General features: G+C 73.0%; 24 protein-coding genes and 2 tRNA genes. 15 read left to right on the top strand and 11 right to left on the bottom strand.

What is annotated here, in order from left to right; genetic code table 11:
- Positions 1-43: 43 nt before the first annotated feature.
- Positions 44-126 (bottom strand) — tRNA-Leu (locus tag KOV94_RS18215).
- A gap of 256 nt (positions 127-382) precedes the next feature.
- On the opposite strand from KOV94_RS18215, the gene KOV94_RS18210 reads away from it, so the two are divergent.
- From KOV94_RS18210 to pknB, 7 genes are read left to right on the top strand one after another with little or no spacing between them, the layout of a single operon-like run.
- The gene (locus KOV94_RS18210; protein ID WP_124342788.1) at positions 383-1,090 is read left to right on the top strand and encodes an FHA domain-containing protein; all 708 of its coding nucleotides are present in this window, start codon (positions 383-385) and stop codon (positions 1,088-1,090) included.
- Positions 1,091-1,099: 9 nt separating this feature from the next.
- Entirely contained in the window at positions 1,100-1,654 is a 555-nt protein-coding gene (locus KOV94_RS18205) for an FHA domain-containing protein FhaB/FipA (RefSeq protein WP_218052815.1), read from the top strand.
- A gap of 4 nt (positions 1,655-1,658) precedes the next feature.
- The gene (locus tag KOV94_RS18200) at positions 1,659-3,068 is read left to right on the top strand and encodes a PP2C family protein-serine/threonine phosphatase (RefSeq protein ID WP_218052814.1); all 1,410 of its coding nucleotides are present in this window, start codon (positions 1,659-1,661) and stop codon (positions 3,066-3,068) included.
- A 10-nt stretch (positions 3,069-3,078) separates the two neighbouring features.
- A complete protein-coding gene (locus KOV94_RS18195; protein ID WP_218052813.1) occupies positions 3,079-4,548 on the top strand; it encodes an FtsW/RodA/SpoVE family cell cycle protein in 1,470 nt (489 codons plus the stop codon).
- Positions 4,545-5,993, top strand: a complete 1,449-nt coding sequence (locus tag KOV94_RS18190) for a peptidoglycan D,D-transpeptidase FtsI family protein (RefSeq protein WP_124342784.1) — start codon at positions 4,545-4,547, stop codon at positions 5,991-5,993. The genes KOV94_RS18195 and KOV94_RS18190 overlap by 4 nt, the downstream gene beginning before the upstream one ends.
- Positions 5,990-7,279 carry a serine/threonine-protein kinase gene (locus KOV94_RS18185; protein ID WP_218052812.1) on the top strand — a complete coding sequence of 430 codons (1,290 nt, stop codon included), beginning with the start codon at positions 5,990-5,992 and terminating at the stop codon, positions 7,277-7,279. The genes KOV94_RS18190 and KOV94_RS18185 overlap by 4 nt, the downstream gene beginning before the upstream one ends.
- A complete protein-coding gene (pknB, locus tag KOV94_RS18180) occupies positions 7,279-9,282 on the top strand; it encodes a Stk1 family PASTA domain-containing Ser/Thr kinase (RefSeq protein WP_218052811.1) in 2,004 nt (667 codons plus the stop codon). The genes KOV94_RS18185 and pknB overlap by 1 nt, the downstream gene beginning before the upstream one ends.
- A gap of 144 nt (positions 9,283-9,426) precedes the next feature.
- Here the strand turns inward: pknB and KOV94_RS18175 are convergent, their stop codons facing one another.
- Genes KOV94_RS18175 through KOV94_RS18160 form a run of 4 tightly spaced genes read right to left on the bottom strand, consistent with a single transcriptional unit; the run spans position 9,427 to position 11,913 of the window.
- Positions 9,427-10,050, bottom strand: a complete 624-nt coding sequence (locus KOV94_RS18175; RefSeq protein ID WP_168676681.1) for an aminodeoxychorismate/anthranilate synthase component II — start codon at positions 10,048-10,050, stop codon at positions 9,427-9,429.
- Between the two features lies 1 nt (position 10,051).
- Complete coding sequence (locus tag KOV94_RS18170; RefSeq protein ID WP_168676678.1) at positions 10,052-10,210, bottom strand: hypothetical protein; 159 nt, start codon at positions 10,208-10,210, stop codon at positions 10,052-10,054.
- Positions 10,211-10,247: 37 nt separating this feature from the next.
- On the bottom strand, positions 10,248-11,075 hold the full coding sequence (locus KOV94_RS18165) for a class E sortase (RefSeq protein WP_218052810.1): 828 nt from the start codon (positions 11,073-11,075) through the stop codon (positions 10,248-10,250).
- Positions 11,068-11,913: a DUF881 domain-containing protein gene (locus KOV94_RS18160; protein WP_218052809.1), complete on the bottom strand. Its 846-nt coding sequence runs from the start codon at positions 11,911-11,913 to the stop codon at positions 11,068-11,070. The genes KOV94_RS18165 and KOV94_RS18160 overlap by 8 nt, the downstream gene beginning before the upstream one ends.
- A 179-nt stretch (positions 11,914-12,092) precedes the next feature.
- Between KOV94_RS18160 and KOV94_RS18155 the strand changes: the two genes are divergently transcribed.
- On the top strand, positions 12,093-12,341 hold the full coding sequence (locus KOV94_RS18155; protein WP_124342778.1) for a cell division protein CrgA: 249 nt from the start codon (positions 12,093-12,095) through the stop codon (positions 12,339-12,341).
- A gap of 392 nt (positions 12,342-12,733) precedes the next feature.
- Here the strand turns inward: KOV94_RS18155 and KOV94_RS18150 are convergent, their stop codons facing one another.
- Complete coding sequence (locus KOV94_RS18150; protein WP_308160645.1) at positions 12,734-13,471, bottom strand: rhomboid family intramembrane serine protease; 738 nt, start codon at positions 13,469-13,471, stop codon at positions 12,734-12,736.
- Between the two features lie 153 nt (positions 13,472-13,624).
- Positions 13,625-14,164 carry a peptidylprolyl isomerase gene (locus KOV94_RS18145; protein WP_124342776.1) on the bottom strand — a complete coding sequence of 180 codons (540 nt, stop codon included), beginning with the start codon at positions 14,162-14,164 and terminating at the stop codon, positions 13,625-13,627.
- Between the two features lie 130 nt (positions 14,165-14,294).
- Here KOV94_RS18145 and KOV94_RS18140 point away from each other — a divergent pair, with 130 nt between their 5' ends.
- Both KOV94_RS18140 and KOV94_RS18135 read left to right on the top strand, forming a co-directional pair.
- Complete coding sequence (locus KOV94_RS18140) at positions 14,295-15,299, top strand: hypothetical protein (protein ID WP_225916960.1); 1,005 nt, start codon at positions 14,295-14,297, stop codon at positions 15,297-15,299.
- Positions 15,300-15,537: 238 nt separating this feature from the next.
- Positions 15,538-18,702, top strand: coding sequence for a glycoside hydrolase family 9 protein (locus KOV94_RS18135; RefSeq protein ID WP_218052808.1), 3,165 nt, complete (start codon positions 15,538-15,540; stop codon positions 18,700-18,702).
- A gap of 106 nt (positions 18,703-18,808) precedes the next feature.
- Here the strand turns inward: KOV94_RS18135 and KOV94_RS18130 are convergent, their stop codons facing one another.
- Genes KOV94_RS18130 through KOV94_RS18120 form a run of 3 tightly spaced genes read right to left on the bottom strand, consistent with a single transcriptional unit; the run spans position 18,809 to position 21,416 of the window.
- Entirely contained in the window at positions 18,809-19,645 is an 837-nt protein-coding gene (locus KOV94_RS18130) for an ABC transporter permease (RefSeq protein WP_124342774.1), read from the bottom strand.
- Complete coding sequence (locus KOV94_RS18125; protein WP_124342773.1) at positions 19,642-20,496, bottom strand: ABC transporter permease; 855 nt, start codon at positions 20,494-20,496, stop codon at positions 19,642-19,644. Before KOV94_RS18125 ends, KOV94_RS18130 begins: the two co-directional genes overlap by 4 nt.
- Entirely contained in the window at positions 20,493-21,416 is a 924-nt protein-coding gene (locus KOV94_RS18120) for an ABC transporter ATP-binding protein (RefSeq protein WP_124342772.1), read from the bottom strand. The genes KOV94_RS18125 and KOV94_RS18120 overlap by 4 nt, the downstream gene beginning before the upstream one ends.
- 165 nt (positions 21,417-21,581) lie before the next feature.
- Here KOV94_RS18120 and KOV94_RS18115 point away from each other — a divergent pair, with 165 nt between their 5' ends.
- The 5 genes from KOV94_RS18115 (at position 21,582) to KOV94_RS18095 (ending at position 25,689) form a co-directional block, all read left to right on the top strand.
- Positions 21,582-22,145, top strand: coding sequence for a hypothetical protein (locus tag KOV94_RS18115; protein WP_124342771.1), 564 nt, complete (start codon positions 21,582-21,584; stop codon positions 22,143-22,145).
- Positions 22,146-22,195: 50 nt separating this feature from the next.
- Entirely contained in the window at positions 22,196-22,867 is a 672-nt protein-coding gene (locus KOV94_RS18110) for a GNAT family N-acetyltransferase (protein WP_218052807.1), read from the top strand.
- Positions 22,868-22,997: 130 nt separating this feature from the next.
- Entirely contained in the window at positions 22,998-24,221 is a 1,224-nt protein-coding gene (locus KOV94_RS18105; protein ID WP_218052806.1) for a hypothetical protein, read from the top strand.
- A gap of 25 nt (positions 24,222-24,246) precedes the next feature.
- Positions 24,247-25,131: a hypothetical protein gene (locus KOV94_RS18100; protein ID WP_218052805.1), complete on the top strand. Its 885-nt coding sequence runs from the start codon at positions 24,247-24,249 to the stop codon at positions 25,129-25,131.
- Between the two features lie 147 nt (positions 25,132-25,278).
- A complete protein-coding gene (locus KOV94_RS18095) occupies positions 25,279-25,689 on the top strand; it encodes an SRPBCC family protein (RefSeq protein ID WP_218052804.1) in 411 nt (136 codons plus the stop codon).
- An 86-nt stretch (positions 25,690-25,775) separates the two neighbouring features.
- On the opposite strand, the gene KOV94_RS18090 is transcribed toward KOV94_RS18095, so the two are convergent.
- Positions 25,776-25,848 (bottom strand) — tRNA-Ala (locus KOV94_RS18090).
- Positions 25,849-25,857: the final 9 nt, after the last annotated feature.

Genomic DNA, 25,857 nt, shown 5'->3' with positions numbered 1-25,857 from the left:
CTGAGGGTCCGGCCTGTTGCCGATGTCCTGCGACATCACAGTGTGCGCGAGGGGGGATTTGAACCCCCACGCCCTTTCGGACACTGGCACCTGAAGCCAGCGCGTCTGCCGTTCCGCCACTCGCGCGCGCCGGAGAACATTAGCACGGCGCCGGGGTGGTTCCCGACCCGCCCCGATGACGTGCGAGGACGCCCGCGCGGGCGCCCCGGACACGCTCGGACGCACGCCGCGACCCACCACCGCACGGGACCTCCCCCGAGTCCTCCCACGACAACACCCGCCTCACCCGGCCGTGGCGGGCGCGGCACGGATACCATCAACGTCCAGGACGGCCACCGACCATCGGCGCCGCCACGGCACAGCACGGGTAAGGGAGGTGGGCGTGGGCTTCCTCGACAAGTTCGAGAACGGCGTGGAGCGCGTCGTGAACAACGCTTTCGCCAAGGCCTTCCGCAGCGAGCTGAAGCCGGTGGAGCTCGCGAGCGCGCTGCGGCGGGAGCTCGACGACCGTGCGGCGGTCGTGGGACGTGACCGGACGGTGGTGCCGAACGAGTTCACGATCGAGCTCGCGTCTGCCGACTACGACCACGTGGAGGAGTGGGGCGCGGAGGCGATGGCGGACGAGTTCGCCGCGACCGTCACCGAGCACGCCGCGAGCCAGCGCTACGCGTTCGTCGGGCCGGTGACGGTGTCGTTCGGCGAGGACGCGGACCTCGACACGGGTCGTTTCCGGGTGCACAGCGCGACGGTGCGCGGCGCGGTCGCGCCCGCTGCGGCGACGGCGCCGACGTCGCGCCACCCGCTGCTGATCGTGGACGACCAGCGCTACATCCTCACGGGCCCGGTGACGGTGATCGGCCGCGGCTCGGAGGCGGACATCATCGTCGACGACCCGGGCGTCTCGCGCCGCCACCTGGAGATCCGGGTGACGCCGGACGGCGTGATCGCCTCGGACATGGGCTCGACGAACGGCCTGTACGTGGAGGGGCACCACGTCCCGGCGGCGACGCTGGTCGACGGCAACACCCTCATGATCGGCCGCACCCGGATCCTGTTCTGGACGGGCGGCGAGCCGGACCTGGACGAGTGACGCCGGCGCATGAGTGAGCTGACGATCACCCTGCTGCGGCTGGGGTACCTCGCACTGCTGTGGGTCCTGGTGCTGTCGGCGATCAGCGTGCTGCGCCGCGACCTGTACGGCACGCGCATCACGGACCGTCGCCGGGCCAACCGTGCGGCGTCAGCCGCGCCGGCCCGTCCGCAGCCCGTCGACGCGGCCGCAGTCGCCCCGACCCCCGCGGCGGCCCCCGCCCCGGCCGCGTCCGCCCCCGTCCGCACCCCGCGTGCGGCGCGCAGCGGCTCCGGCCCGCGCAAGCTCGTCGTGACGGAGGGTCCGCTGCGCGGCACGATCGTCCCCCTCGGCACGGCGCCGGTGCTCATCGGCCGTGCGCCGTCCTGCACGCTGGTCCTCGACGACGACTACTCCTCCTCCCGGCACGCGCGCGTCTTCCCGCAGGACGGCCAGTGGTTCGTGGAGGACCTCGGCTCGACGAACGGGACGTTCCTGGCCGACCAGCGCGTCGACGGACCGATCCCCCTGCCGACCGGTACACCGGTCCGCGTGGGACAGAGCGTGCTCGAGCTGCAGAGGTAACCCGGTGACCGTCGCCCTCAGGTACGCGGCGCGCTCGGACGTCGGGCTCGTGCGCACGAACAACCAGGACTCCGCCTACGCGGGTCCGCACCTGCTCATGGTCGCGGACGGCATGGGCGGGCACGCGGGCGGCGACGTGGCGTCGTCGGTCGCGGTCGCGGCGTTCGCCCCGCTCGACGGGGAGTCGCACGGTCCGGACGACGCGCTGGACCAGCTCGAGGCGGCACTGGAGTCGGCGCGCGACGACCTGCTGGCGCGCGTCGACGCGGACCCGGACCTCGCGGGCATGGGCACGACGGTCATCGCGATCCTGCGCGCGGGCAACAAGCTCGCGATGGTGCACCTGGGTGACTCGCGGGGGTACCTGTTCCGGGACGGCGTGCTGACGCAGGTCACGACGGACCACACGTTCGTGCAGCACCTGGTGGACATCGGCCGGATCACGCCGGAGGAGGCCGAGCACCACCCGCAGCGGTCGGTCGTGATGCGCGTGCTGGGCGACTTCGACGCGGAGGTCACGCCCGACCTGTCGGTCCGGGAGGCGCGTCCGGGCGACCGCTGGCTGCTGTGCTCGGACGGCCTGTCGGGCTTCGTCAGCGCGGACACGATCGAGGAGACGCTGCGCACGATCGCGGACGTCGACGCGTGCGCGGACCGGCTGGTGCAGCTCGCGCTGCGCGCGGGCGGCGGCGACAACGTGACCGTGGTGCTGGCGGACGTCATCGAGCTCGACGACGTCGCCGACGGCGCGGGCCCGACGACGGCGGCGACGGTCGTGGGTGCGGCGGCGACGACGCGCAACGACCCGACGTCGGCGGTGGACGGCCCGGCGGCACGCGCGGCGTCGCTCGCGCAGTCGGCCGCCCGCCAGAAGAAGACGCAGGAACCCGCGGACGACGAGGACGACGACCCGGCCGACCTGCCCGCGGTCCCGGTCACCGTCGGCACGGTGGGTGACGAGGACGAGGACGACGACGTGCCTGCCGGGCGCCGCCGCGTGCGCCCCGGTCTCGTGTGGACCTTCGCGGGTCTCCTGACGGCCGCGGTGCTGGTGCTCGGCTACCTGTGGACGCAGACGCAGTACTACGTCGCGGACTCCGACGGCGAGGTCGTGATCCTCCGCGGCCTGCCGCAGACCCTCGGCCCGGTCGCGCTGTCGACGGTCGTCGAGCGGTCGGGCACGTCGATGGACGACCTCGGCTCCGCCTACCTGCGCGGACGCGTCGAGCAGACGATCCACGCGACGTCCCTGGAGGACGCGCGCGACCTGGTCCGGATGCTCGAGCAGGACGCCGAGGAGCAGGCCGACGAGCCGACCCGGACGCCCACGCCGACGGCGACCCCGCTCCTGCCGGCCCCGCAGCCGACCACGGCTCCTGCGGTCGACCCTGCTGCCGGGGTGACCAGCCCGTGAGGTGGACGTGATGGCGACCGTGCAGCCGCACCAGGTGCGGGCGGGGCGCGGCGTCGAGCTCGGCCTGCTCGTGCTGGCGCTCGCGATCGCCGTGGCCGGCTACGCCCTCGTGGGCCTCGGCATCGACGGCAGCGTGCCCGCGGACGTCATCGGGTACGCGGCGGGCCTGACGGGCCTCGCGGTGGCGCTGCACCTGGTGCTGCGGTGGCGCGCGCCGTACGCGGACCCGGTGATCCTGCCGGTCGCGGTCGCGCTCAACGGCGTCGGCCTGGCGATGATCTACCGGATCGACATCGCGTACGAGGCGCGCGACAAGGCCGCCGGGTTCGCCGAGCGGCAGCTCGGCTGGACCGCGATCTCCGTGGTGCTGGCCGCGCTCGTGCTCGTGCTGCTGCGGGACCACCGGACGCTGCGCCGCTACACGTACACGGCGATGATCGTCGCGCTCGGGCTCGTGGTGCTCCCGCTGGTGCCCGGCATCGGGCAGTCGATCAACGGCGCGCAGATCTGGGTGCGCGTCGGCGGCGTCGGCATGCAACCCGCGGAGTTCGCCAAGATCGCGCTGGCCGTGTTCTTCGCCGGGTACCTGGTGACGCACCGCGACACGCTCGCGCTGGCCGGGCCGAAGGTGCTGGGCCTGCAGCTCCCGCGCCCGCGCGACCTGGGCCCGATCCTCATCGTCTGGGGCGTCTCGCTCGCGGTCCTCGTCCTGGAGCGCGACCTCGGCACGTCGTTGCTGCTCTTCGGCCTGTTCGTCGCGATGCTCTACATCGCGACCGAGCGGCTGAGCTGGGTCGTCATCGGCCTCCTGCTGTTCGTGGGCGGCGCACTCGTCGCCGCAACCGCGTTCCCGCACGTCGGGGCGCGTTTCGACGCGTGGCTGCACCCGTTCGACCAGGAGATCTTCGACCGGTTCCCGGGCGGCTCCGGGCAGCTCGTGCGCGGCCTGTTCGGGCTCGCGAACGGCGGCCTGTTCGGCACGGGCTGGGGTTCGGGCCGGCCCGACCTGGTCCCGTACGCCGAGTCGGACTTCATCGTCGCGTCCCTCGGCGAGGAGCTCGGCCTCACGGGCCTGCTCGCGCTGCTGCTCTGCTACACGATCCTCACCGAGCGCGGCATGCGGACCGCGATCGGCGTGCGCGACGGGTTCGGCAAGCTGCTCGCGGGCGGCCTCGCGTTCGTCGTCGCCTTCCAGACGTTCGTCGTCGTCGGCGGCGTGACGCGCCTGATCCCGCTGACGGGCCTCACGACGCCGTTCCTCGCGTACGGAGGCTCGTCGCTGGTCGCGAACTGGGTCATCGTCGCGCTGCTGCTGCGCATCTCCGACGAGGCCCGCCGGCCCGCACCCGTCGTGCGCGCGGTCCTGACACCCGAGGTCGGCACGCCGGTCGCGTCCGCGGCGCGAGCGAACGGCGGCGGCGGCACCGCGGGCCCGACCGGCGGCGACCAGCCCACCGAGCGGATCGAGGGGCTGTCGTGAACACTCCCCTGCGCCGCCTCGCCACCGTGGTCCTCGTCATGTTCGTCGTGCTCATGGGCGGCACGACGTGGGTGCAGTACGTCCAGGCGGACTCGCTCAACAACGACCCGCGCAACGTCCGCACGCTGTACCGCGAGTTCGGCAACGCGCGCGGCCCGATCGTCGTCGCGGGCGAGGCCGTCGCGTCGTCCGCGCCCGTCGACGACGCGTTCGGCTACCAGCGCTCGTACACGGGCGGCGACCTCTGGTCCGCGGTCACCGGCTTCTACTCGGTGGTCAACGGCCGCACGGAGCTCGAGCTCGCGGCCAACGACGCGCTCACCGGCCGCGGTGACCAGCTGTTCTTCACGCGCGTGCGCGACGTGCTCACCGGCCGCCGGCCCGAGGGTGCGGCGGTCGAGACGACGCTGCTCCCGGCCGCGCAGCAGGCGGCACGCGACGGGCTCGGCGACCAGGAGGGCGCGGTCGTCGCGATCGAGCCGTCGACGGGCAAGATCCTCGCGCTCGTCTCGACGCCCGGCTTCGACCCGAACGCCCTGGCGACGCACGACACGAAGGCGGCCGGCGAGGCGTTCTCCGCGCTGTCGACCGCCGAGGGCAACCCGCTGCGCAGCAACGCGACCAAGGAGGTCTACCCGCCCGGGTCGACGTTCAAGCTGGTCACGGCCGCGGCAGCCCTCGAGAGCGGCTCGTACACGCCCCAGTCGCCGCTGCCCGCACCGGTCGAGCTCGACCTGCCGCAGACCACCGCGACGGTCGGCAACTTCGGCGGCGGCGGGTGCGGCGCCGACCCCATCACGCTCGCGGACGCGCTGCGCGTCTCGTGCAACACGTCGTTCGCGCAGCTCGGCCTCGACCTGGGCGACGACGCGATCCGCACGCAGGCCGAGCGGTTCGGCTTCAACGAAGGGTTCACCATCCCCACGGTCGTCGTGCCCTCCGTCTTCCCCGACGACCTGGACGCACCCGAGACGGCGGGCTCGGCGATCGGCCAGCGCGACGTCCGCGCGACGCCCATCCAGATGGCCATGGTGTCGGCCGCGATCGCCAACGAGGGCCGGCTCATGCAGCCGTACCTCGTCCAGACGGTGCGGTCGGCCGACCTGCACACCGTCGACGAGACGGAGCCGAAGCTGCTGTCGACCGCCGTGTCGCCCGGGACCGCCGCCGCGCTGCGCGACATGATGGTCGGTGTGGTCGCCGACGGGTCGGGCACCGCCGCGCAGATCCCGGGGGTGCAGGTCGCCGGGAAGACCGGCACGGCCCAGACCGGCGACGACCAGGCGCCGCACGCGTGGTTCACCGCGTTCGCGCCCGCCGACGCGCCCCGCGTGGCCGTCGCGGTGATCGTCGAGCACGGCGGCAGCGCCGGCAACGAGGCGACCGGCGGCCGCGTCGCCGCGCCCATCGCGAAGGCCGTGATCCAGGCGGTGCTGGGATCGTGAGGACGGCAGCAGGCGTGGCCCTCGACGGCCGGTACCGGCTCATCAAGCCGATCGCGACCGGCGGCATGGGCGAGGTGTGGGAGGCGCACGACGACGCCCTCGCGCGTCCCGTCGCGGTCAAGGTCCTCAAGGAGGAGTTCGCGGGCGACCCCGGCTTCCTCGAGCGGTTCCGCACGGAGGCGCGCAACTCGGCGTCGCTGCACCACCCGTCGATCGCGCAGCTGTTCGACTACGGCGAGCAGGACGGCTCCGCGTTCCTCGTGATGGAGCTGGTCGTCGGCGAGCCGCTGTCCGACCTGCTCGAGCGCGAGCCGGTGCTGACCCCGCGGCGGCTGCTGCCGATCCTCGCCCAGACGGCGCGCGCCCTGCACGCGGCCCACACGGCGGGCGTCGTGCACCGCGACGTCAAGCCGGGCAACATCCTGCTGGGCCGCGGCGGCCGCGTGAAGATCACCGACTTCGGCGTCTCGCTGGCGCAGAACCAGATCACGATGACCGCGACCGGCATGGTCATGGGCACCGCGCAGTACCTGTCCCCCGAGCAGGCCGTCGGCAAGGCCGCGACGCCGCTGTCCGACCTGTACTCGCTGGGAGTCGTCGCGTACGAGGCGCTCGTCGGCCACCGCCCGTTCACGGGCCCGACCGCGGTCGACATCGCGGTCGCGCACGTCAACAACGCGGTCCCGCCGCTGCCGTCGAGCGTCGACAAGCCCCTCGCCGCGCTCGTCATGCGTCTGCTGTCCAAGGACCCGGCCCAGCGCCCGCAGTCGGGCGAGGAGCTCGCCGGGCTGTTCGACAAGCTGGTACCGCGCACGCCGCCGAGCGGCATCCCGGTGCTGGTCTCGAAGATCTCGCGCCCGGCCGACACGTTCGCGACCGCGGTGACGACGGCGCGCCGCGCGTCCGACGAGGCCCCTCCGACGTACCCGCCCCGCCGCACGCGCCGCGACGAGCCGCGCGCCCGCGTCTCGAGCACCCCGCGGCATGTGAACGTCGCCGCGCTGCGCACGAGCGGGCCGCGCCTGGGCCGCTTCTCGCGGTTCCGGTGGCCGCTGCTCGCGCTCGTGCTCCTCCTGGTCGCGCTGCTCGGCGCGGCCCTCGCCAACGGCCTGACCAGGGCCGCACCCCTCGACGGACCGCCCGGGGCCGTCGTCGCGCACAGCACGTCCCCACGCGACGACGGCAGTCAGTACCCTCGTCGCGGCAGTCCCGATGGGATGATCTCGGTGGACGGGCGCGGTCACGACTCCGCGCGCCCGCTGACGACGGAAGTGAAGGACGCCTAGTGGTGGACGACGGATCCCGGATCCTCGGCGGACGGTACGAGGTCGGCGAGCTCATCGGGCGCGGTGGCATGGCCGAGGTGCACATCGGCCACGACACCCGTCTCGGCCGCACGGTCGCGATCAAGATCCTGCGCTCCGACCTCGCGCGCGACCCCTCCTTCCAGAACCGGTTCCGGCGCGAGGCGCAGGCCGCCGCGGCCCTGAACCACCCGGCGATCGTCGCGGTCTACGACACCGGCGAGGACGTCTACACGGAGCCGACCGGCGTCGTCGCGCACGTGCCGTTCATCGTCATGGAGTACGTCGAGGGTCACACGGTGCGCGGCATCCTGCGCGACGGGCACGCGGTGCCCATCGAGGAGGCCGTCGAGATCACCGCCGGCGTGCTGTCGGCGCTCGAGTACTCGCACCACGCGGGCATCGTGCACCGCGACATCAAGCCCGCGAACGTCATGCTCACGCCGACGGGCGCGGTCAAGGTCATGGACTTCGGCATCGCCCGCGCGGTGGCCGACTCCGCGGCGACCATGACGCAGACGCAGGCCGTCATCGGCACCGCCCAGTACCTCTCCCCCGAGCAGGCGCGCGGCGAGCAGGTCGACGCCCGCTCCGACCTGTACTCGACGGGCTGCCTGCTGTTCGAGCTGCTCACGGGCCGTCCGCCGTTCACCGGCGACTCCCCCGTCGCGGTCGCCTACCAGCACGTCCGCGAGACGGCGCCCACACCGTCGCAGTTCGCGTCCGACGTCCCCGAGGCCCTCGACCGGATCACCGCGAAGGCGCTCGCGAAGGAGCGCGACTCCCGCTACTCGACGGCCGCGGAGTTCCGCGCCGACCTCGAGGCCGTGCTGCGCGGCGGTGTGGTCAACGCGCCCGCGGTCGGCGTCATCGCCGCGGGAGCCGCCGTGGCCGCCGCCGACGCGACCCAGGTCATGGCACCGCCCGCCGTGGCCGCGACGCAGGCGATGGCACCGACGTCGCCGTGGGCGCAGACCGGTCTGCAGCCGACGACGCCCGCCGGCCTCCCCGAGGACGACGAGGACCAGCGCCGCAAGCCGTGGCTCATGTGGGTGCTCATCGGCATCGCCGTGCTCGCCGTCGCCGGGATCATCGCGCTCCTCGTCGCGAACTCGCGGGACAACGCTCCCGAGGAGCTCACCGTCCCGAACGTGGTCGGCATGACGCGCGACGAGGCGAAGGCGGCGATCGAGGACGCGGAGCTGCAGTTCACGCCCGCCGAGGAGCCGTCCGACACGGTGCCCGAGGGCGAGGCCATCAAGTCCGACCCCGCGGCCGACACCCCCGTCGAGAAGCTCGACAACGTGACCGTCACGTTCTCCACCGGCCCCGCGACCACCACCGTCCCGACGGGCCTGGCCGGCATGACGGAGCAGGAGGCCGTCGCCGCGATCGAGGCCGCCGGGCTCACGGTCGACCCGAACCGCACCTCGGAGGACGACCCGAAGCAGCCCAAGGGCCGTGTCACCCGCACCGTGCCCGCCGAGGGCGAGTCGGCGTCGTCCGGGAGCCCGGTGAAGCTGTTCGTCTCGTCCGGCAACGTGCAGGTGCCCGACCTGGCCGGCAAGACGCGTGCCGAGGCCGAGCAGCTGCTCAACGACGCGTCCCTCAACGCGAACTCGCGCGAGCGGGAGACGAACGAGTTCCCGCCCGACACCGTGATCTCGCAGGACAAGCCCGCGAACTCGCTCGTCCCGCAGGACACGACGATCAACATCGAGATCGCCATCGCGCCCGAGAACCCGGTGGTCCCGGACAACCTCCGCGGGATGACCTACGACCAGGCGGTCCAGGCGCTCGCGCAGGCCGGCCTGACCAACGTGCGGCGCGTCGACGAGCAGTCCGAGGAGCCGGTGAATACGGTCATCCGCGTCGAGCCCGACGGCGGGTCCGAGGTCGAGCCGGGCCAGCAGATCGACCTGCACGTCTCGAAGGGCCCAGGCGGCAACAGCAACGGGCAGCCGACCCAGACGCCCAAGCCGTAGCGCGCCTCACGCAGAAGGCCCCGCTCGTCTCCGGACGGGCGGGCCTTGCGCGTCGTGCGGTGCGGGCGGGTGCGGGTGCCGCAGCGGCAGCGCGTGCGGGCGCCGACGCATGTCCGCCGCGCGTCGTGGGCCGACGACCGGGCGTCAGAGGCGGACGAGCGGGTGCAGGCCCTCCGACCGCGCGACGGCCTCGTCGTCGCCGCAGACGGCCAGCCAGTTGGCGAGCAGCCGGTGCCCGCCCTCGGTGAGCACGGACTCGGGGTGGAACTGCACCCCGTGCAGCGGGAGCGTGCGGTGCTGCAGGCCCATGATGATGCCGTGCGTGGTCGCGGTGACCTCGAGGTCGTCGGACACGGTCCCGTCGACGACGGCCAGCGAGTGGTACCGGGTCGCGGTGAACGGCGTCGGCAGCCCGACGAGCACGCCGTCGCCGTGGTGCTCGACCTCGCTCGTCTTGCCGTGCATGAGCTCGGGCGCGTGCGTGACGGTCCCGCCGAACACCTCGCCGAGCGCCTGGTGGCCGAGGCAGACGCCGAGCATGGGCGTGCCGGTCTCGGCGCAGTCGCGGATCACCTGCATGCTCTGGCCGGCCTCGGCGGGCGTGCCCGGGCCGGGGGACACGAGGACACCGTCGAAGTCCTCGCGCTCGGACAGCGGCGGGACGGCGTCGTTGCGCACGACCACGGTCTCCGCACCGAGCTGGTTGAGGTAGCCGACGATCGTGTAGACGAACGAGTCGTAGTTGTCGATCACCAGGATCCGGGTCACGTCACTCCCCCACGGTGGTCTCGTTGAACGGCATGAACGGCGCGACCGCCGGGAACACCCACAGGAAGCACGCGGCGAGCACGAGGAACGCGGCGACCGCCAGGATCAGCGCCCGGACGACGGACGGACCCGGCAGGTGCCGCCAGAGCCACCCGTACATCATCGGCCTCCTGTCACGTGGTGTCGCCGAGCGCCCATCATGCGGCCGGCAGCAGCTCGGCGGGGGTCCCGTCCGTCACGGGCGCCCAGTAGTCGAACGTGCCGTGCACGATGAACCGTTCCCGCGCGGAGAACATCGGGTGGCACGTCGTGAGCGTGATGAACCGCTCGGTGGGCGTGGCACCCGGGTCGCCGGGGACGGGCGCGATGACGTCGACCTGCGACGGCATGACGATCTCCGTCGACGTGACGCGGTAGACGTACCAGGTGTCGGACGTGCGGACGACGATCGGGTCGCCCACCTGCAGCTCCGCGACGCGGTTGAACGGCTTCGCGTAGGTGGTGCGGTGGCCCGCGAGCGCGAAGTTGCCCACGCCGCCCGGCATCGCGGTGCCCTCGTAGTGCCCGACGCCGAGCACGTCGAGCACGGTGGCCCGGTCGGTGCCCTGGCTGACGGGACGCTCGGGCTCGCCCGCCCACCGCGGGACCTGGATCGTCGCGAAGGTGGTCGCGTGCGGGGGCTCGGCCAGGACGGGCGGCTCGTCGCGGCGCGGCTCGGCGACGAGCGGACCGGTCTCGGTGGCGCTGGGCTCGGGGGTCGGCGCGACCTCCCAGTCGAGGTCGCGGACGATCTCGGCCTGCGCGCGGTTGCCCTCGACGTCGGTCCACCACAGCTGCCAGGCGAGGAACGCGAAGAGCAGGACGCCGAGCGTGATGAGCACCTCGCCGACGACGCCGACGGCCGCGTAGGCGCGCTGCCGCGCAGGGCTCGCACCCCGCCGGGGACGGCTGCTGCGCCGCGTGCGGACCGGCTGGTCAGCGGGCCCGTCGGGCGTCGCGGTCGCCGTGGTCGCGGGGTCAGTCATCGTCGCCCCCCGGGCCTGTCGGCGTGGTCGTGCTGCGGGTCTGCGCGGTCGCGCGGGCCTCGTCCTTCGCGGCCTCCTCGGCGGCCTCGAGGCCGGGCAGGATCTCGACGCCGTCGGGGACGCGGGCGTACTCGAGCTCGGTCGCACCCGAGTAGGCGGGCATCTCCATCGCGTCGGACTGGCTCACGGACCAGCCGAGGCCGACGGCCTTGACGTCGCGGAGGTACAGCCCGACGGCGGGCGACGCGGCGAGGCCGTCGCGCAGGTCGGACGGGTCGCCGATGGCCTCGATGACGTACGGCGGCGAGTAGACGCGGCCGTGCAGCTTGAGCACGTTGCCGACGCACCAGAACGCGCTCGTGGAGATCACCCGCTGCCCCTGGAGCGTCATCGCCTCGGCGCCGCCCGCCCAGAGGGCGTTCATGACGTTCTGGATGTCCTGCTGGTGCACGAGCAGCACGTCCTGGTCGACGCCCTCGCGCGCGGGCGCGTCCTCGAGCTGCACCGTGATCCCGGGACCGGTGACGGGTGTGGCCCCGCCCTCGACGACGTAGCCCGCGCCGGGTTCCCCGGGCTGGGTGCTCGCGTCGGCGCTGCCGTCCTCGGCGAGCGTGTCCACCTCGGTCCGCAGGTCGTCGACCTCGGTCGACAACCGCGCGACGCGGTCGTTCTGCACGCTCGCGAGGCCGGCGAGGTCCTGCGGGTGCCGCTCCCCCTCGTTGGCCTGCGCGAACCGCGCGTTGGCCGCGAACAGCGCGCCCGACAGCGCCAGCACGACGGCGACCGAGAGCGTCCCGCGCGCGAGGAGACGCCGCGCACGGTGGGAGTGCTCGGTCACGGTCGTCCTCTCGAGAGGGTCGGGCGCGGGGCTGGTGCCCACTACGCTAGGTCACGTTGCGTGGCGCCCGTGACGGTGCGTGACGTCCACGCCACATCGTTGTCGCACGGTGACACCCCGTCGCCGTCCGTTCGCGTGACGCCCCGCGTCACGTACCGCCGCTGGACAGGAGCCCGGACGTGCCTGAGTCGAGGTCGCGCAAGAAGGCCGCGTACATCCCGCCGCCCGAGAAGTCGGCCGGCCCCAAGCCGAACCCGCCGTGGTTCGTCCCCGTGATGCTCGGGCTGATGCTCGTCGGCCTCGTGTGGATCGTGATCACGTACCTGACGGGCTCGGACTACCCGATCCCCGGCATCGGCCAGTGGAACCTGGCGGTGGGCTTCACGCTCATCATCGCGGGCTTCGGGATGACGACGCGCTGGCGCTGACGCGGCGCCGAGGACTGGACGGCGGGGTGGGTCGACGACGACCTGCCCCGCCGTCGTCGTTCCCCCGGACACCGAGGCGCGTCCTGGCGGGCGCACCTCGTCCGCTGGCAGGAATTCCCTGACCGAGCACGGCTCGACGACGGGCCCCGAGGCGATGTCAGACCCGTCTCGTAGCATCCTCACAGGCCGTCCTGACGAACGATCCAGGGCCGTCGGGGCCGTCCCCAAGGTTGCTCACAGCTGTGGAACTACAGCCGTGTAGTTATGCACAGGGTTGTGCACCACTGGGGACAGAGGCGGCGTTCGCCCAGGTCAACAGGCTGTGGACAGAGCGGCCGTCGTACACGGGTGACGCGCGCCACCTGGGGACGAGTCGGACGAGCCGACCAGGGTCAGACGAGCCCGACCGCCGCGTACGCGAGCCACGCGGCTCCCACCAGCACGGACGCGACGACCGGCGCCACGACCGCGACCTGCCGGCGGCGCGCCACCGGGGCGTAGGCGTAGGCGGCGCCGAGGGCCAGGCCCGTGAACAGGCCGCCCAGGTGCGCGGGCCACGAGATGCCCGACACCACGAAGCCGACGACGACGTTGAGCCCGATGACGACGAGGATGCCGCGCACGTCGCCGCCGAGCCGTCGCATCACGACGAGCACTGCGCCGAACAGGCCGAAGATCGCGCCCGACGCCCCGAGCACGCCGACGTGCCAGGCGTCGAGCGCGTCGGCGAGCAGCACGACGGCCACGGACCCGCCGAGCGCGCTCAGCAGGTAGAGGGTGACGAACCGGGCCCGACCGAGCGCCTGCTCGAGGTACGGGCCGATCATCCACAGCGCGAGCATGTTGACGGCGAGGTGCACGACGCCGCCGGGGGAGTGCAGGAACGCCGCGGAGAGGAACCGCCACGGCTCCGCCTCGAGCGTCGCGACCGGCAGCCCGAACGCGTCGGGCAGCACGGGGACGAACAGCCACCGGGCCGTCCACCCGGGGACGACCTGCTGGAGCACGAAGCTCACGACGCACAGGCCGATGATCGTGAACGTGACGACCGGGCGACCCTCGCGCCGCCGGCCACCGAGCGCGGTCCGCACCGGGCGCGCACCGCGCGACGCCTCGGCGACGCAGTCCACGCACTGCACGCCGACCGCGGCCGGGCGCTGGCAGTCCGGGCACACGGGCCGGCCGCACCGCTGGCAGCGTACGTACGACACCCGCTCGGGGTGTCGTGGGCAGACCGGCGGTGCGGCCGCGTCCGGCGTGGGGTTCTCGGAGATGGGGACCGCTCAGTCCTCGATCGACACCGACTGCAGGACGATGTCCTGGACGGGACGGTCGCCGGGCCGCGTCGGCGCGGTGGCGATCGCGTCGACCACGGCGCGGCTCTCGTCGTCGGCGACCTTGCCGAAGATCGTGTGCTTGCCGTTGAGCCACGTCGTCGGCGCGACGGAGATGAAGAACTGCGAGCCGTTGGTGCCGCCGACCTTGCCCGTCGTCGGGTCCATGCGCTTGCCGGCGTTCGCCATCGCGAGCAGGTAGGGCTCGGAGAACGCGAGCTCGGGGTGGATCTCGTCGTCGAACGTGTAGCCCGGGCCGCCGCGGCCGGTGCCGAGCGGGTCGCCGCCCTGGATCATGAAGCCGTCGATCACGCGGTGGAAGACGAGGTTCGAGTAGAGCGCGTCGGTGCGCTGCTCACCGGTCGCGGGGTCGGTCCACGGCTTGGAGCCGTTCGCCAGGCCGACGAAGTTCTCGACGGTGCGCGGCGCGTGGTTCGGGAACAGCTCGATCCGGATGTCACCGGCGGACGTGTGCAGGGTCGCGAACATGCCGACAGTCTCGCACGCAGGGCCCGCGGTGCGAGAGGCGGACGGGTGCTCGCTCGCCCCTCCGGACTGCATCCCAGCAGGTCCGGTGGCAGAGTGGGACTCCAGTGCCGCCGACCAGCGCGGATGGGTCATGCCCCACCCGCCCGCACAGCAGCCGGGAGTGACGATGGGCTTCAGCAAGAGCCGCACGACGATCGACGTCGACACGGAGCAGGTGAAGGAGCAGGCCGCCGAGCTGGCCGCCACGCTCGCCGACAAGGCGGCGCAGGCCAAGATCGCGGCCGCGATCGGCGCGAAGGGTGCCGCCTCGAAGGCGTCCGACGCCGCGGTGCACGCCAAGGAGTGGACGACGCCACGTGTCGAGGCGTTCGTCGAGTGGCTCCTGCCGCGCGTCGAGCACGCGTACAAGGAGAGCCTCATCGCCGCGGCGCCGAAGGTCGAGCAGGCCGCCGCGAAGGCGTCGCCCGCGATCGACACCGCGCACGACAAGCTCGTCGACGACCTGCTGCCCCGCCTGGTCGCCGCGATGAACGAGGCCGCCGTCAAGGCCGGCGCCGCGGTGGAGAAGGCCGCGGACGTCTCCTCCGACACGAGCAAGAAGGCCGCGAAGCGCGCCGCCAAGGCAGCGGCGGCGGCTGCCGCTGCCGCTGCGGCGGCCGAGAAGGAGCGCAAGCACACCGGCGCGAAGGTGTTCTGGGTCGTCGCGGGCGTCGCCGCGGTCGGCGCCGCTGCCGTCGCCTGGAGCCGGTCGCGGTCGCAGGTCGACCCGTGGGCCGAGCCGTGGGAGCCGTCCGACTCGCTCGGGTCGTCGTCGCACGACTTCAAGTCGCGCGCGCAGGAGGCCCGCCACGACCTGACGGACAAGGTCGGCGACGCCGCGGACGCCGTGGGGGAGGCCGCCGGGGCAGCCGTCGCCAAGGGCCGTGACGCGACCCGCAAGGCCGCCGAGAAGGTCGCCGAGGCGCGCGACGACCTCACGGAGAAGGTCACCGAGGCCAAGGACGGCGCGACGGAGGCCGCGAAGCGCGTGCGTCGCACCGCGCCGAAGACGGTCGACGCCGGGTCCGCCGAGCCGACGCCCGACCCCGTCGTGAACCCGACGACGGACGACCAGAAGGACACTCCCTCGGTCTGACCCGGGTCCCCGGCCATGAGCCGGGCTGCAGGTTCCCACGCCCTCCGCCGGCCTCGAGCCCGGGGGGCGTGGTGCTGTCCGGAGAGGGGCGTCGTGGCAGGTCGGCGGCACCGAATCGTTTAGGCCGTTGACCGGTGAAGCGCCCGGTTTGGACGATGCGCCCCAGGCGCGTCGTGCCGGAGCGACAGCGGTCAGCACGGGACGCCGTCCACCACTCCCGTGCCCGGAAGAGGACCCCATGCTCGGCCATGCCACGGCGCCCCGCGCGCCCCGATCCCGCGGTCGCACCGCGACGGCGGGAGCCTCCGCCCTCGCCGTCGCCGCCGGACTGCTCGTCGCCCCGCTCGCGACCTCCGCGAGCGCCGCCCCCGCGTACAACTACGCCGAGGCGCTCCAGAAGTCGATGTTCTTCTACCAGGCGCAGCGCTCCGGCGACCTGCCCGACAACTTCCCCGTCTCGTGGCGCGGCGACTCGGGCCTCACCGACGGCGCCGACGTGGGCAAGGACCTCACCGGCGGCTGGTACGACGCAGGCGACCACGTGAAGTTCGGGCTGCCGATGGCGTTCAGCGCGACGATGCTCGCATGGGGCGCGATCGACAGCCCCGGCGGGTACACGAAGTCCGGCCAGCTCGACGAGCTCAAGGACAACCTGCGCTTCGTCAACGACTACTTCGTCAAGGCGCACACCGCGCCCAACGAGCTGTACGTGCAGGTCGGCGACGGCGAGGCGGACCACAAGTGGTGGGGCCCGGCCGAGGTCATGACGATGGCGCGGCCGTCGCACAAGATCACCGCGTCCTGCCCCGGCTCCGACGTCGCCGCCGAGACCGCGGCATCGCTCGCCTCCGCGTCGATCCTGTTCAAGGGCGACGACCCGACGTACGCCGCGACGCTGATCTCGCACGCGAAGCAGCTCTACTCCTTCGCCGACCAGTACCGCGGCAGCTACTCCGACTGCGTCACCGCCGCCTCGGCGTACTACAAGTCGTGGTCCGGCTACCAGGACGAGCTCGTCTGGGGCGCGTACTGGCTCTACAAGGCGACGGGTGACGCGTCGTACCTGAGCAAGGCGGAGACGGAGTACGACAAGCTCGGCACCGAGAACCAGAGCACCACGAAGTCCTACAAGTGGACCGTGGCGTGGGACAACAAGCAGTTCGGCATGTACGCGCTGCTCGCGATGGAGACCGGCAAGCAGAAGTACGTCGACGACGCGAACCGCTGGCTCGACTACTGGACCGTCGGCGTCAACGGCCAGAAGGTGCCGTACTCGCCCGGCGGCATGGCCGTCCTCGACTCGTGGGGTGCGCTGCGGTACGCCGCCAACACGTCGTTCGTCGCGCTCGTCTACTCCGACTGGCTCACCGACGCGACGCGCAAGGCGCGATACCACGACTTCGGCGTGCGCCAGATCAACTACGCGCTCGGCGACAACCCGCGCAAGTCGTCGTACGTCGTCGGCTTCGGCACCAACCCGCCGACCATGCCGCACCACCGCACCGCGCACGGGTCGTGGCTCGACTCGATCACCACGCCCGCCGCGTCGCGGCACGTGCTGTACGGCGCACTCGTCGGCGGTCCCGGATCACCCAACGACGCGTACACCGACTCGCGGCAGGACTACGTCGCCAACGAGGTCGCGACGGACTACAACGCCGGGTTCACCAGCGCGCTCGCGCGGCTCGTCGACGAGTACGGCGGCACCGCGCTGGCGTCGTTCCCGACGCGGGAGACGCCCGACGGCGACGAGATCTTCGTCGAGGCGATGCTCAACCAGCCTCCCGGCACCACGTACACCGAGATCAAGGGCATGATCCGCAACCAGTCGGCGTTCCCGGCGCGGTCGCTCAAGAACGGCAAGATCCGGTACTGGTTCACCACCGACGGGTTCTCGGCGTCCGACGTCACGCTGTCGTCGAACTACAGCGAGTGCGGCGCGCAGTCCGGCCGCGGCGTCTCCGCCGGCGGCACGCTCGGCTACGTCGAGCTGTCCTGCGTCGGGCAGAACATCCACCCGGGCGGCCAGTCGCAGCACCGTCGGGAGATCCAGTTCCGGCTCACCGGCCCGACGGGCTGGAACGCGGCGAACGACCCGTCGTTCGCGAACCTCAACGCGACGGCGCTGGCCAAGACAGCGGCGATCACGCTCTACGACGGCTCGACGCTGATCTGGGGCAAGGAGCCGACCGGCACGACGACCGACACGACCGCTCCGACCGTCCCTGGCACCCCGGTCGCGTCGGGCATCACGACCGTCGGCGCGTCGCTGACCTGGGCGGCGTCCACCGACGCCGGCTCGGGCGTCGCCGGGTACGAGCTGTACCGGGTCCAGGGTTCGACGCAGACCCTCGTCGGCACCACCACCGCGGCGGCCTACATCCTGCGAGACCTCACGCCCGGCACGTCGTACTCGTACGTCGTCAAGGCGAAGGACGTCGCCGGCAACGTGTCGGCCGCGTCCGCCGCGGTCACGTTCACGACCGAGACGCAGGGCACGACCGAGCCGCCGACCACGCCGGGCACGCCCGTCGCGTCAGCGGTCACGTCGACCGGTGCGACCCTCACGTGGGCCGCGTCGACCGGCACCCCGGCCGTCGCCGGCTACGACGTCCTGCGGGTCCAGGGCACGACGACGACCGTCGTCGCGCAGACCACGGGCACGACGTACGCGCTCACGGGCCTGACCCCGAGCACGGCGTACACGTACGCCGTGCGGGCGAAGAACACGGCCGGCGACGTCTCCGCGGTGTCCGCCTCGGTGACGTTCACGACGACCGCACCGCCGGTCGACACGACCGCGCCGACCGTCCCGGGCACGCCGCTCGCGTCGAACATCGGCACGACCGGAGCCACCCTCACGTGGACCGCGTCGACCGACACGGGCGGCAGCGGGCTCGCCGGCTACGAGGTGCTGCGGGTCGACGGGACCACGCAGACGCTCGTCGCCTCGCCCACGGCCGCGTCGACCGTCCTCACCGGCCTGACTCCCGACACCGCGTCCACCTACGTGGTCCGGGCCAAGGACGGCGCGGGCAACCGGTCGGCGGTCTCGGCGGCCGTCACGTTCACGACGCTGCCCACGACGACGACCGCCTCGTGCAAGGTCGCGTACACGGCGAACTCGTGGAACACCGGCTTCACCGGCGCGGTGAAGATCACCAACACCGGCACGAAGCCCCTCACCTGGACCCTCGGGTTCGCCTTCCCCTCTGGCCAGCAGGTCACGCAGGGCTGGAGCGCCACGTGGTCGCAGACCGGGACGACGGTCACCGCGACGGGCGCATCGTGGAACGCCACGCTCCAGCCTGGTCAGAGCGTCGACATCGGGTTCAACGGCTCCCACAACGGGACCAACACGAACCCGACGTCGTTCACCGTGAACGGTGAGGTCTGCGGCTGACCCGCTGACCTCAGGGCGACCGCCACGGTCGACGGGCCCCGGCGCACCTCGCGTGCACCGGGGCCCGTTCGTCGTCCGGCGCGAGCCGACGGGCGGACGAGACGCGTCAGTCGAGGAAGAGCGCGCGCAGGCGGGTCGTGGTGAACGCGACGCCCAGGACGACCATGCCGACGAAGTACGCGACGTGCCCCCACATGGCGGGGGAGAGCTCCCCGGTCGTCAGGCCGCGGACCAGCTCGACGCCGTGCCACAGCGGCAGCGCCTTGATGAACCACTGCACGGCCTCGGGGTAGACCGTCAGCGGGTAGAACGTGGCCGAGAACAGGAACATCGGGAGCATCACGAAGTTGATCCAGTCCATCTGCTGGAAGGTCTTCATGTAGCTCGTGACGGCCATCCCGACCGACGCGAACCCGAACGCGACGAGCAGCAGCGCGGGCAGTGACAGGAACGCGGTCCAGGCCAGGTTCAGGCCCATGACCTGCATGACCGTGAGGAACCCGAGCGCGTAGACACCGCCCCGCAGGAGCGCGTAGGAGATCTCGCCGAGGGCGACGTCGAGCGGCCCGATCGACGTCGCGAGCATCGCGTCGTAGATCTTGCCGAAGTGCATCTTGAAGAAGACGTTCCACGTGGAGTCGTACACGGCGCCGTTCATCGCGGACACCGCGAGGAGGGCCGGAGCGACGAACGCGGCGTACGAGATCGTCTCGCCCGACGCCATCGTGACGTCGCCGACGAACGTGCCGAGCCCGTAGCCCATCGCGAGCAGGTAGAACACGGGCTCGAAGAAGCCCGACAGCACGATGACCCAGTTGCCGGACCGGGTGGCGCGCAGGCCGCGCTCGACGACGGCGCCCGCGTTGCCGGCGTAGAGCGCACGGACGCCGCCGCGGGACCGTCGGCGCGGCGCGGGACGCGTGGTCGCGGTGGTCGTCGTCATCCGCGCAGCCTCCGCGTGAAGATCCGGCCCGCGACGAGACCGCCGACCCCGGCCATGACCAGCAGGATCGCGAGGTGCACGCCGACGGGCCACGAGCCGGGCGCGGACCCGTAGCTGAGCGACCGGCCGATCTCGGACGCGTGCCACACCGGCGAGATCCACCCGATCCACTGGAACGCGATCGGCACTGAGTCGAGCGGGTAGAACGTGCCGGAGAACAGGAACATCGGCGTGAACACGAACCGCTGGATGAGCGCGAACTGGCCGCGGTCGTCCTCGATCGACGCCGAGTACGCCATCACGGGCAGGCCGAACGCGAGCCCGCCCAGGATGCCGACCAGCGGGATCAGCAGGCCCGACACGGGGTCACCGACCGCCCCGAACGCGACCATGAGCGCGTAGTACACGACCACCGTGAACAGCATCCGGCCGGCGCACGCCACGACCACGCCGGTCGCGAGCTGGGGCGGCGACACCGGCGACGCGTTGGGCGCGTAGTACAGCCGCCGCCACTTGAACCCCGACATCACGGCGTAGGTGAACTCGTCCATCGCGACGCCCACCGCGGCGGTGACCAGCAGCGCGGGCGCCACGAACGTCACGTAGTCGATCGGGCCGTCCGGGCCCTCGGCGACGGACACGTCGAGGAACGCGGCGAGGCCGAGCCCGATGCCGAGCAGGTAGAGCAGCGGCTGCCCGACTCCGCTCGCCACGATCGTCCAGCCGTACGCCTTCATGCTGCGCAGCTGCGCCTCGGCGACGTACCACCAGCCGAACCGGCGGGGCAGGGCGCCGGCGGCGAGCGCGCGCTGGGCGGCGGGCGTCGGCGTCGGGGTGCTCGTCGTCGTCATTCGATGAGGCTCCGCCCCGTGAGGCGGAGGAAGACGTCCTCCAGGCTGGACCGGCGGACCAGGCTCGTCGTCGGCTCGAGCCCCAGGGCGAGCACCTTCTCGACGACTGCCTCGCCGTCGTCGGCGTACAGCAGCACGCGGTCGGGCAGGACCTCGATGCGCTCGGTGACGCCGCCCATGCGCTCGGCGGCCTCGGCGTTGCGGCTCGACCCGAACCTCAGCTCGACGACCTCGCGCGTCGAGTACTCGCGGATCAGGTCGGCCGGGCTGCCCTCCGCCATGATCCGGCCGTGGTCGACGACGACCAGCCGGTCGCAGAGCTGCTCGGCCTCGTCCATGTAGTGCGTCGTGACGACGAGCGTCGTGCCGCGCTCCTTGAGCCGGAACAGCCGGTCCCAGAGCACGTGCCGTGCCTGGGGGTCGAGGCCGGTGGTCGGCTCGTCGAGCATGAGGATGCGTGGCTCGTTGATGAGCGCGCGGGCGATGGTCAGGCGCCGCTTCATGCCGCCGGACAGGTTGTCGGTCTTGACCTTCGCCTTCTCGGTGAGCTGCGCGAACTCGAGCAGCTCGTCGGCGCGCTCGGCGCACACGCGGCGGGGGAGGCCGAAGTAGCGGCCGTAGACCAGGAGGTTGTCGCGCACGGTGAGCTCGGTGTCGAGGTTGTCCTCCTGCGGGACGACGCCGAGCTGCGACCGGATCTCCGGCCCGTGCGTGTCGGGGTCGAGGTCGAGGACGTGCAGGTCGCCGCCGGACCGGGTCGACACCGCGCCGACCATGCGCATCGTCGTCGACTTGCCCGCGCCGTTCGGGCCGAGGAGCCCGAAGGACTCGCCCGACGCGACCTCGAAGTCGATGCCGGCGACGGCGGTGAGGTCGCCGAAGGTCTTGGTGAGGCCACGGGCGGCGATGACAGGTGTCACAGCGGACCAACCTAGACGTCCGGACCCACACCGGTCGACGGCAAACCTGACCGGTCGGTAACCGGATCCTGCGGGATCCGCCCGCTGGGTGTCGGCCCAGGCCCCGGCACCGTCGCGGGCCGGTGGTCCCGCAGGACGGCCGCAGCGGGGGAGTACGGTCCGCGCATGCTGCTCGCCGACCTGCAGGCCCGCGTCCGGATCGCGTTGACGAACACGCTCGTCGACCAGTGGACGCTGTTCGCGCCGTCGTCGGGCACCAGCCGGCCCAGCCCGCGCACGATCTCCTTCCACCTCGGCTGGGCGCTGCGCGGGACGATCGAGGGCACGTGGGACGTCGACGCGGAGTACGACCGTTCGGGCATGGTGCTCGAGTCGTCCGTGCGGCTCGACGAGGGCACCGCCCGCGCCCCGCACCTCATCGTCCACCGTCGCGGCCGCCTCGGCCCCGAGCACAACCTGCTGCTCGTCGAGCTCTCCGCCGACGCGGCCGACAGCCCCGGCGCGCTCGACCTGGGCACCGCGCAGGCGATCCAGCGGCGGTTCGGCTACCGGTACGGCGTCCTGCTCGACCTGCGGCTCGCCGAGCACGGCACCACGGCCCGGGTCGCGCCGCACTGGCAGTGGACGACGCTCGACGACGGCCCCGTCACCCCCCACGCCGAGCCGGTGTACGCCGACGACGTGCTCGCCGCGATCACCGACCGCGCACGCGGCGGTGACGCGTGGTGACCGGCGGAAACGGGTTGCCGTCGGGCCGGCCGGCGGACACCCTGACGGGCATGACGGCCCCCTTCGTCGACCTCTGGCCCCTCGCCGGCGTCCGCGTCACCAGCGGTGACCTCGAGCTCCGCTACCTCGACGACGACCTGCTCGCCGACCTCGCACGCCTTGCCGGTGACGGCGTCCACGGACCCGACCTCATGCCGTTCTCCGTGCCGTGGACCCGCGGGACCCCGGCCGAGGTCGCCCGGAACGTCCTCACCTACCAGTGGGGCAACCGCGCGTCGTTCGGCGTCGACGACTGGCGCGTCGAGCTCGGCGTCGTCCGCGACGGCGAGGTGCTCGGCATCCAGGGCGCCTACGCGAAGCGCTTCCCCCTGCTGCGGACCGCCGAGACCGGCTCGTGGCTCGGTCTGCGCCACCAGGGCGCGGGCGTCGGCACCCGGATGCGGCTGATGATCCTGCACCTGCTGTTCGACGGCCTCGGCGCCGAGCGCTGCACGACCGGCGCGTTCGCCGACAACGCGCGCTCGCTCGGCGTGACGCGTCGCCTCGGCTACGCCGAGAACGGCGACGACCCGATGGTGCGCGACGGCCAGGCGGCGCTGAACCGGCGCTTCGTCCTGACCCGTGCGCAGTGGGAGGCGCGACCCGAGTCGATGCGACCTCCCGTCACGCTCGTCGGCGTCGAGGCGCTGCGCGGGGAGCTGCTCCCCGCTCACGGCGGCTGACCGAGCCCTTTCGGGCAGCGACAGGTGCCCGATCGGCGGGCGGCACCCGCGTTGCGAGGGCAGCGAGCCCGTCGGCACGCTGGACGCATCCTCCGGGCGTCGACGCGCGGAGCGACCAGGGAGGCCGGTCATGACGCAGAGCCGCGCCCACCGCCCGTCGGGCGGCCCGCTCGACCACGACGTCACCGACATCTCCGTGCGCGGTTCGTCCGCGCGTGCCGTGGAGCCCGGTGGGCCGGGTGCCGCGGCGATCGCGGCGACGGTCGTCCCCACCGGACCCGCCCCCACGCGTCGTGCCGTCACCGCGTTGCAGCGCTCCGCGGGCAACCGCGCCGTCGCGGGCCTGCTCGACCGGTCGCGGCCGCCCGCCGGCCTCTCCGGGGTCCAGGACGTCGACCACCGGCGCGACGACCGCGACCGCTCCGACCAGCAGCCCGTCGACCACCGGCACGCCGACCTCCGCCGTGCCGGCGGGCGTCGCGACGACGGACGTCCCGACCGACGCGGTCCTGCTCGCGCGGCCCCGCCGCACCGGTTCAGCACCACCGACAGCACGGTCGCGAACGTCGCCTCCGTCTTCGGCGCGACCGCGCGCGGCGGGGCGGCGTCGATGATGGGGGCGGTGACGTTCGACTCGAGCGCGTTCGCCGCCGCCGTCGCCCGGCCCCTCGCCGTCACCAAGACGGGCACCGACGTCAACCTCTCCTCCGCGACCTACGCGGCGAGCGGCACCGTGCGGGCGTCCGGCCCGGCCGCGCGCGTCGGGCAGTACGAGATCGGCTTCCTCCAGACGGTGTACGAGTCCTCGCGGAACTTCTACTACGAGCCCGCCGGCCACACCCCCGGCCTGCTCGCGCGCATCGCCCCGACGTTCTTCGGCGAGCGCAAGAAGGTGTCCGACACGTGCAGCTCGCTCCCCGTGCGCGACGGCGACGCGGGCTTCCGCCCCTGGTACGGGCCCGAGACGGTGTTCCCCTTCAGCGCGACCGACCCCAGCACGAAGAACACCGCCATGCAGGACACCCCGGACAGCACCCAGCCGTGGACGGTCGGGTCCGGGACGGCCAGGCAGCAGCTCGTGAAGACCGACGGTCGCGACCGCTTCCGCAGCTGGCTCGCGGTCAAGGACACGGCGTCGACGAACGCGATCATGCTCAACTACGCCGACTGGCTCGTCGACTACGGCACGACCGTCACGTTCAACTCCGCCTCGCCCGCCGCGAGTGTCGTCACGCCGACCGCCACGTCGGGTGCGAGGGTGACCGGGACCGGCGACGGCACCGGCGGGCAGTGGCCGCTGCACGGCGACCCGGTCGCGAACGACGTCGCGACGGTCGTCGAGTCGAGCTGGTGAGGTCGCGCGACCGGGAGGTGGACGCATGAGCAGGCGGTCCGCGGGACCACGACGCACGCCGGCCGCTGGGTCATGGCTCGACGCCGTCGAGTCCGCCTCCGCGGCCTTCGTCGGGACGGCCCGGCTGGTCGACGAGCGACCCGTGCCCGCCGACGAGACACCGTTCCGCGGCGACGGCTTCGCGCTGGACGTCGAGGTCGTCCCCGACCACCCGGTGTTCGGCGCGGCCCCCGACGGCCCGCTCACCGTCGAGCTCCTCACCGCCCGCCCCCCCGACCGTCGCGAGCCGCCCGGCGCGCCGCGGTTCCCGCCCGACTCGCTGCGCGAGGTCCCGTACGCCGACCAGGCGCTCCCGGGCGCCGACGACCCGGTGCTCGTGGTCGCCACCGACCCGCCCGTGGTGCGCGGGCTGCTCCGCCCCGACGACGACCTGCCGGCCGCGGTCACCACGATCCGACGCTGGATCGACGAGCGCGCCGACGACGCCACCGTCCTCCGCGACGCGGCCACCACCACCTCGCCGGTCGCCGTGACAGCCGGGTTCGAGCTGCTCCTGCGCACGACCGCGGACGTCGCCGGCCTCACCGAGCGATTCCTGCGCCTGCCGAACCTCACCGGCGGTGCGGTCCGAGGGATCGTCGCGCTCCTGCACGCGCGCCCGCTCACCGACCCCGAGATCGTCGACGTCGCGACCCGCCTGCTCGGCGCCCTCGCCGGCACCCACGACCCCGAGGCGCTCGTCGCGTACCTCGGCTGGTTCGACGCGCACCGCGGCCGCTACGGCGACGACGTGGCCGTCCGCGTCCGGGTCCAGGTCGCGCGGGTCGTCGACCGGACGTTCGACGGCTCCGACGGCGACGCCTGGCACCAGGAGGTCGCCCGCTACGCCGAGCAGCTCGGCAGCAGCTGACCAGCGCGCGGCGTCTCCGCGCGAGAAGCACGACGTCCGCCGGCGAGACCGTGCGCGCGTCGACCCAGCGGCCGGGTCCTCCACCGTCCGCCGTCGGCCCTCTGCCGTCCGCCCGCGACTGTCGCCGCCTCGTGCCACGATCTCGGCATGACGACGAGGACGCGCCATCTCAGCGAGCACATCGACCGCCCGATGCCGGCGGTCTACGCGTTCGTCTCCGACCCGGAGAACCTGCCGCGGTGGGCGCCGGGTCTGGGCTCCGGCGTCGTGCACGAGGACGGTGAGTGGTACGTCGAGACCGGCGAGGGCCGTGCCCGCGTCCGGTTCGCTCCCCCGAACCCCTTCGGCGTGCTCGACCACGAGGTCCTGACCCCGTCGGGCGCCACCGTCCACGTCCCGCTCCGCGCCATCCCCGACGGCGACGACGCGTGCGACGTCGTCTTCACCCTCCGCCCGATGCCGGGCATGACCGACGCCGACCTCGACCGCGACGAGTCCCTGGTCCGCACCGACCTCACCCTGCTCAAGCAGCTCGTCGAACAGCGCACCGCCGGATGATCGCGCCCCCCGGGTGGGCCGGGTCACCCCGGTCCCGGGATGCACGAAGGGCCGCCGACATGTGTCGGCGGCCCTTCGTTCGCGTGTGGAGCCAAGGGGACTCGAACCCCTAACCCCCTGCTTGCAAAGCAGGTGCGCTACCAATTGCGCCATGGCCCCCGGGTGCCG

Source organism: Cellulomonas algicola (assembly GCF_019024305.1).
GTDB lineage: Bacteria > Actinomycetota > Actinomycetes > Actinomycetales > Cellulomonadaceae > Cellulomonas > Cellulomonas algicola.
Note: the sequence above shows the minus strand (reverse complement) of the source record. Positions and strands in the feature narration are given on the sequence as shown.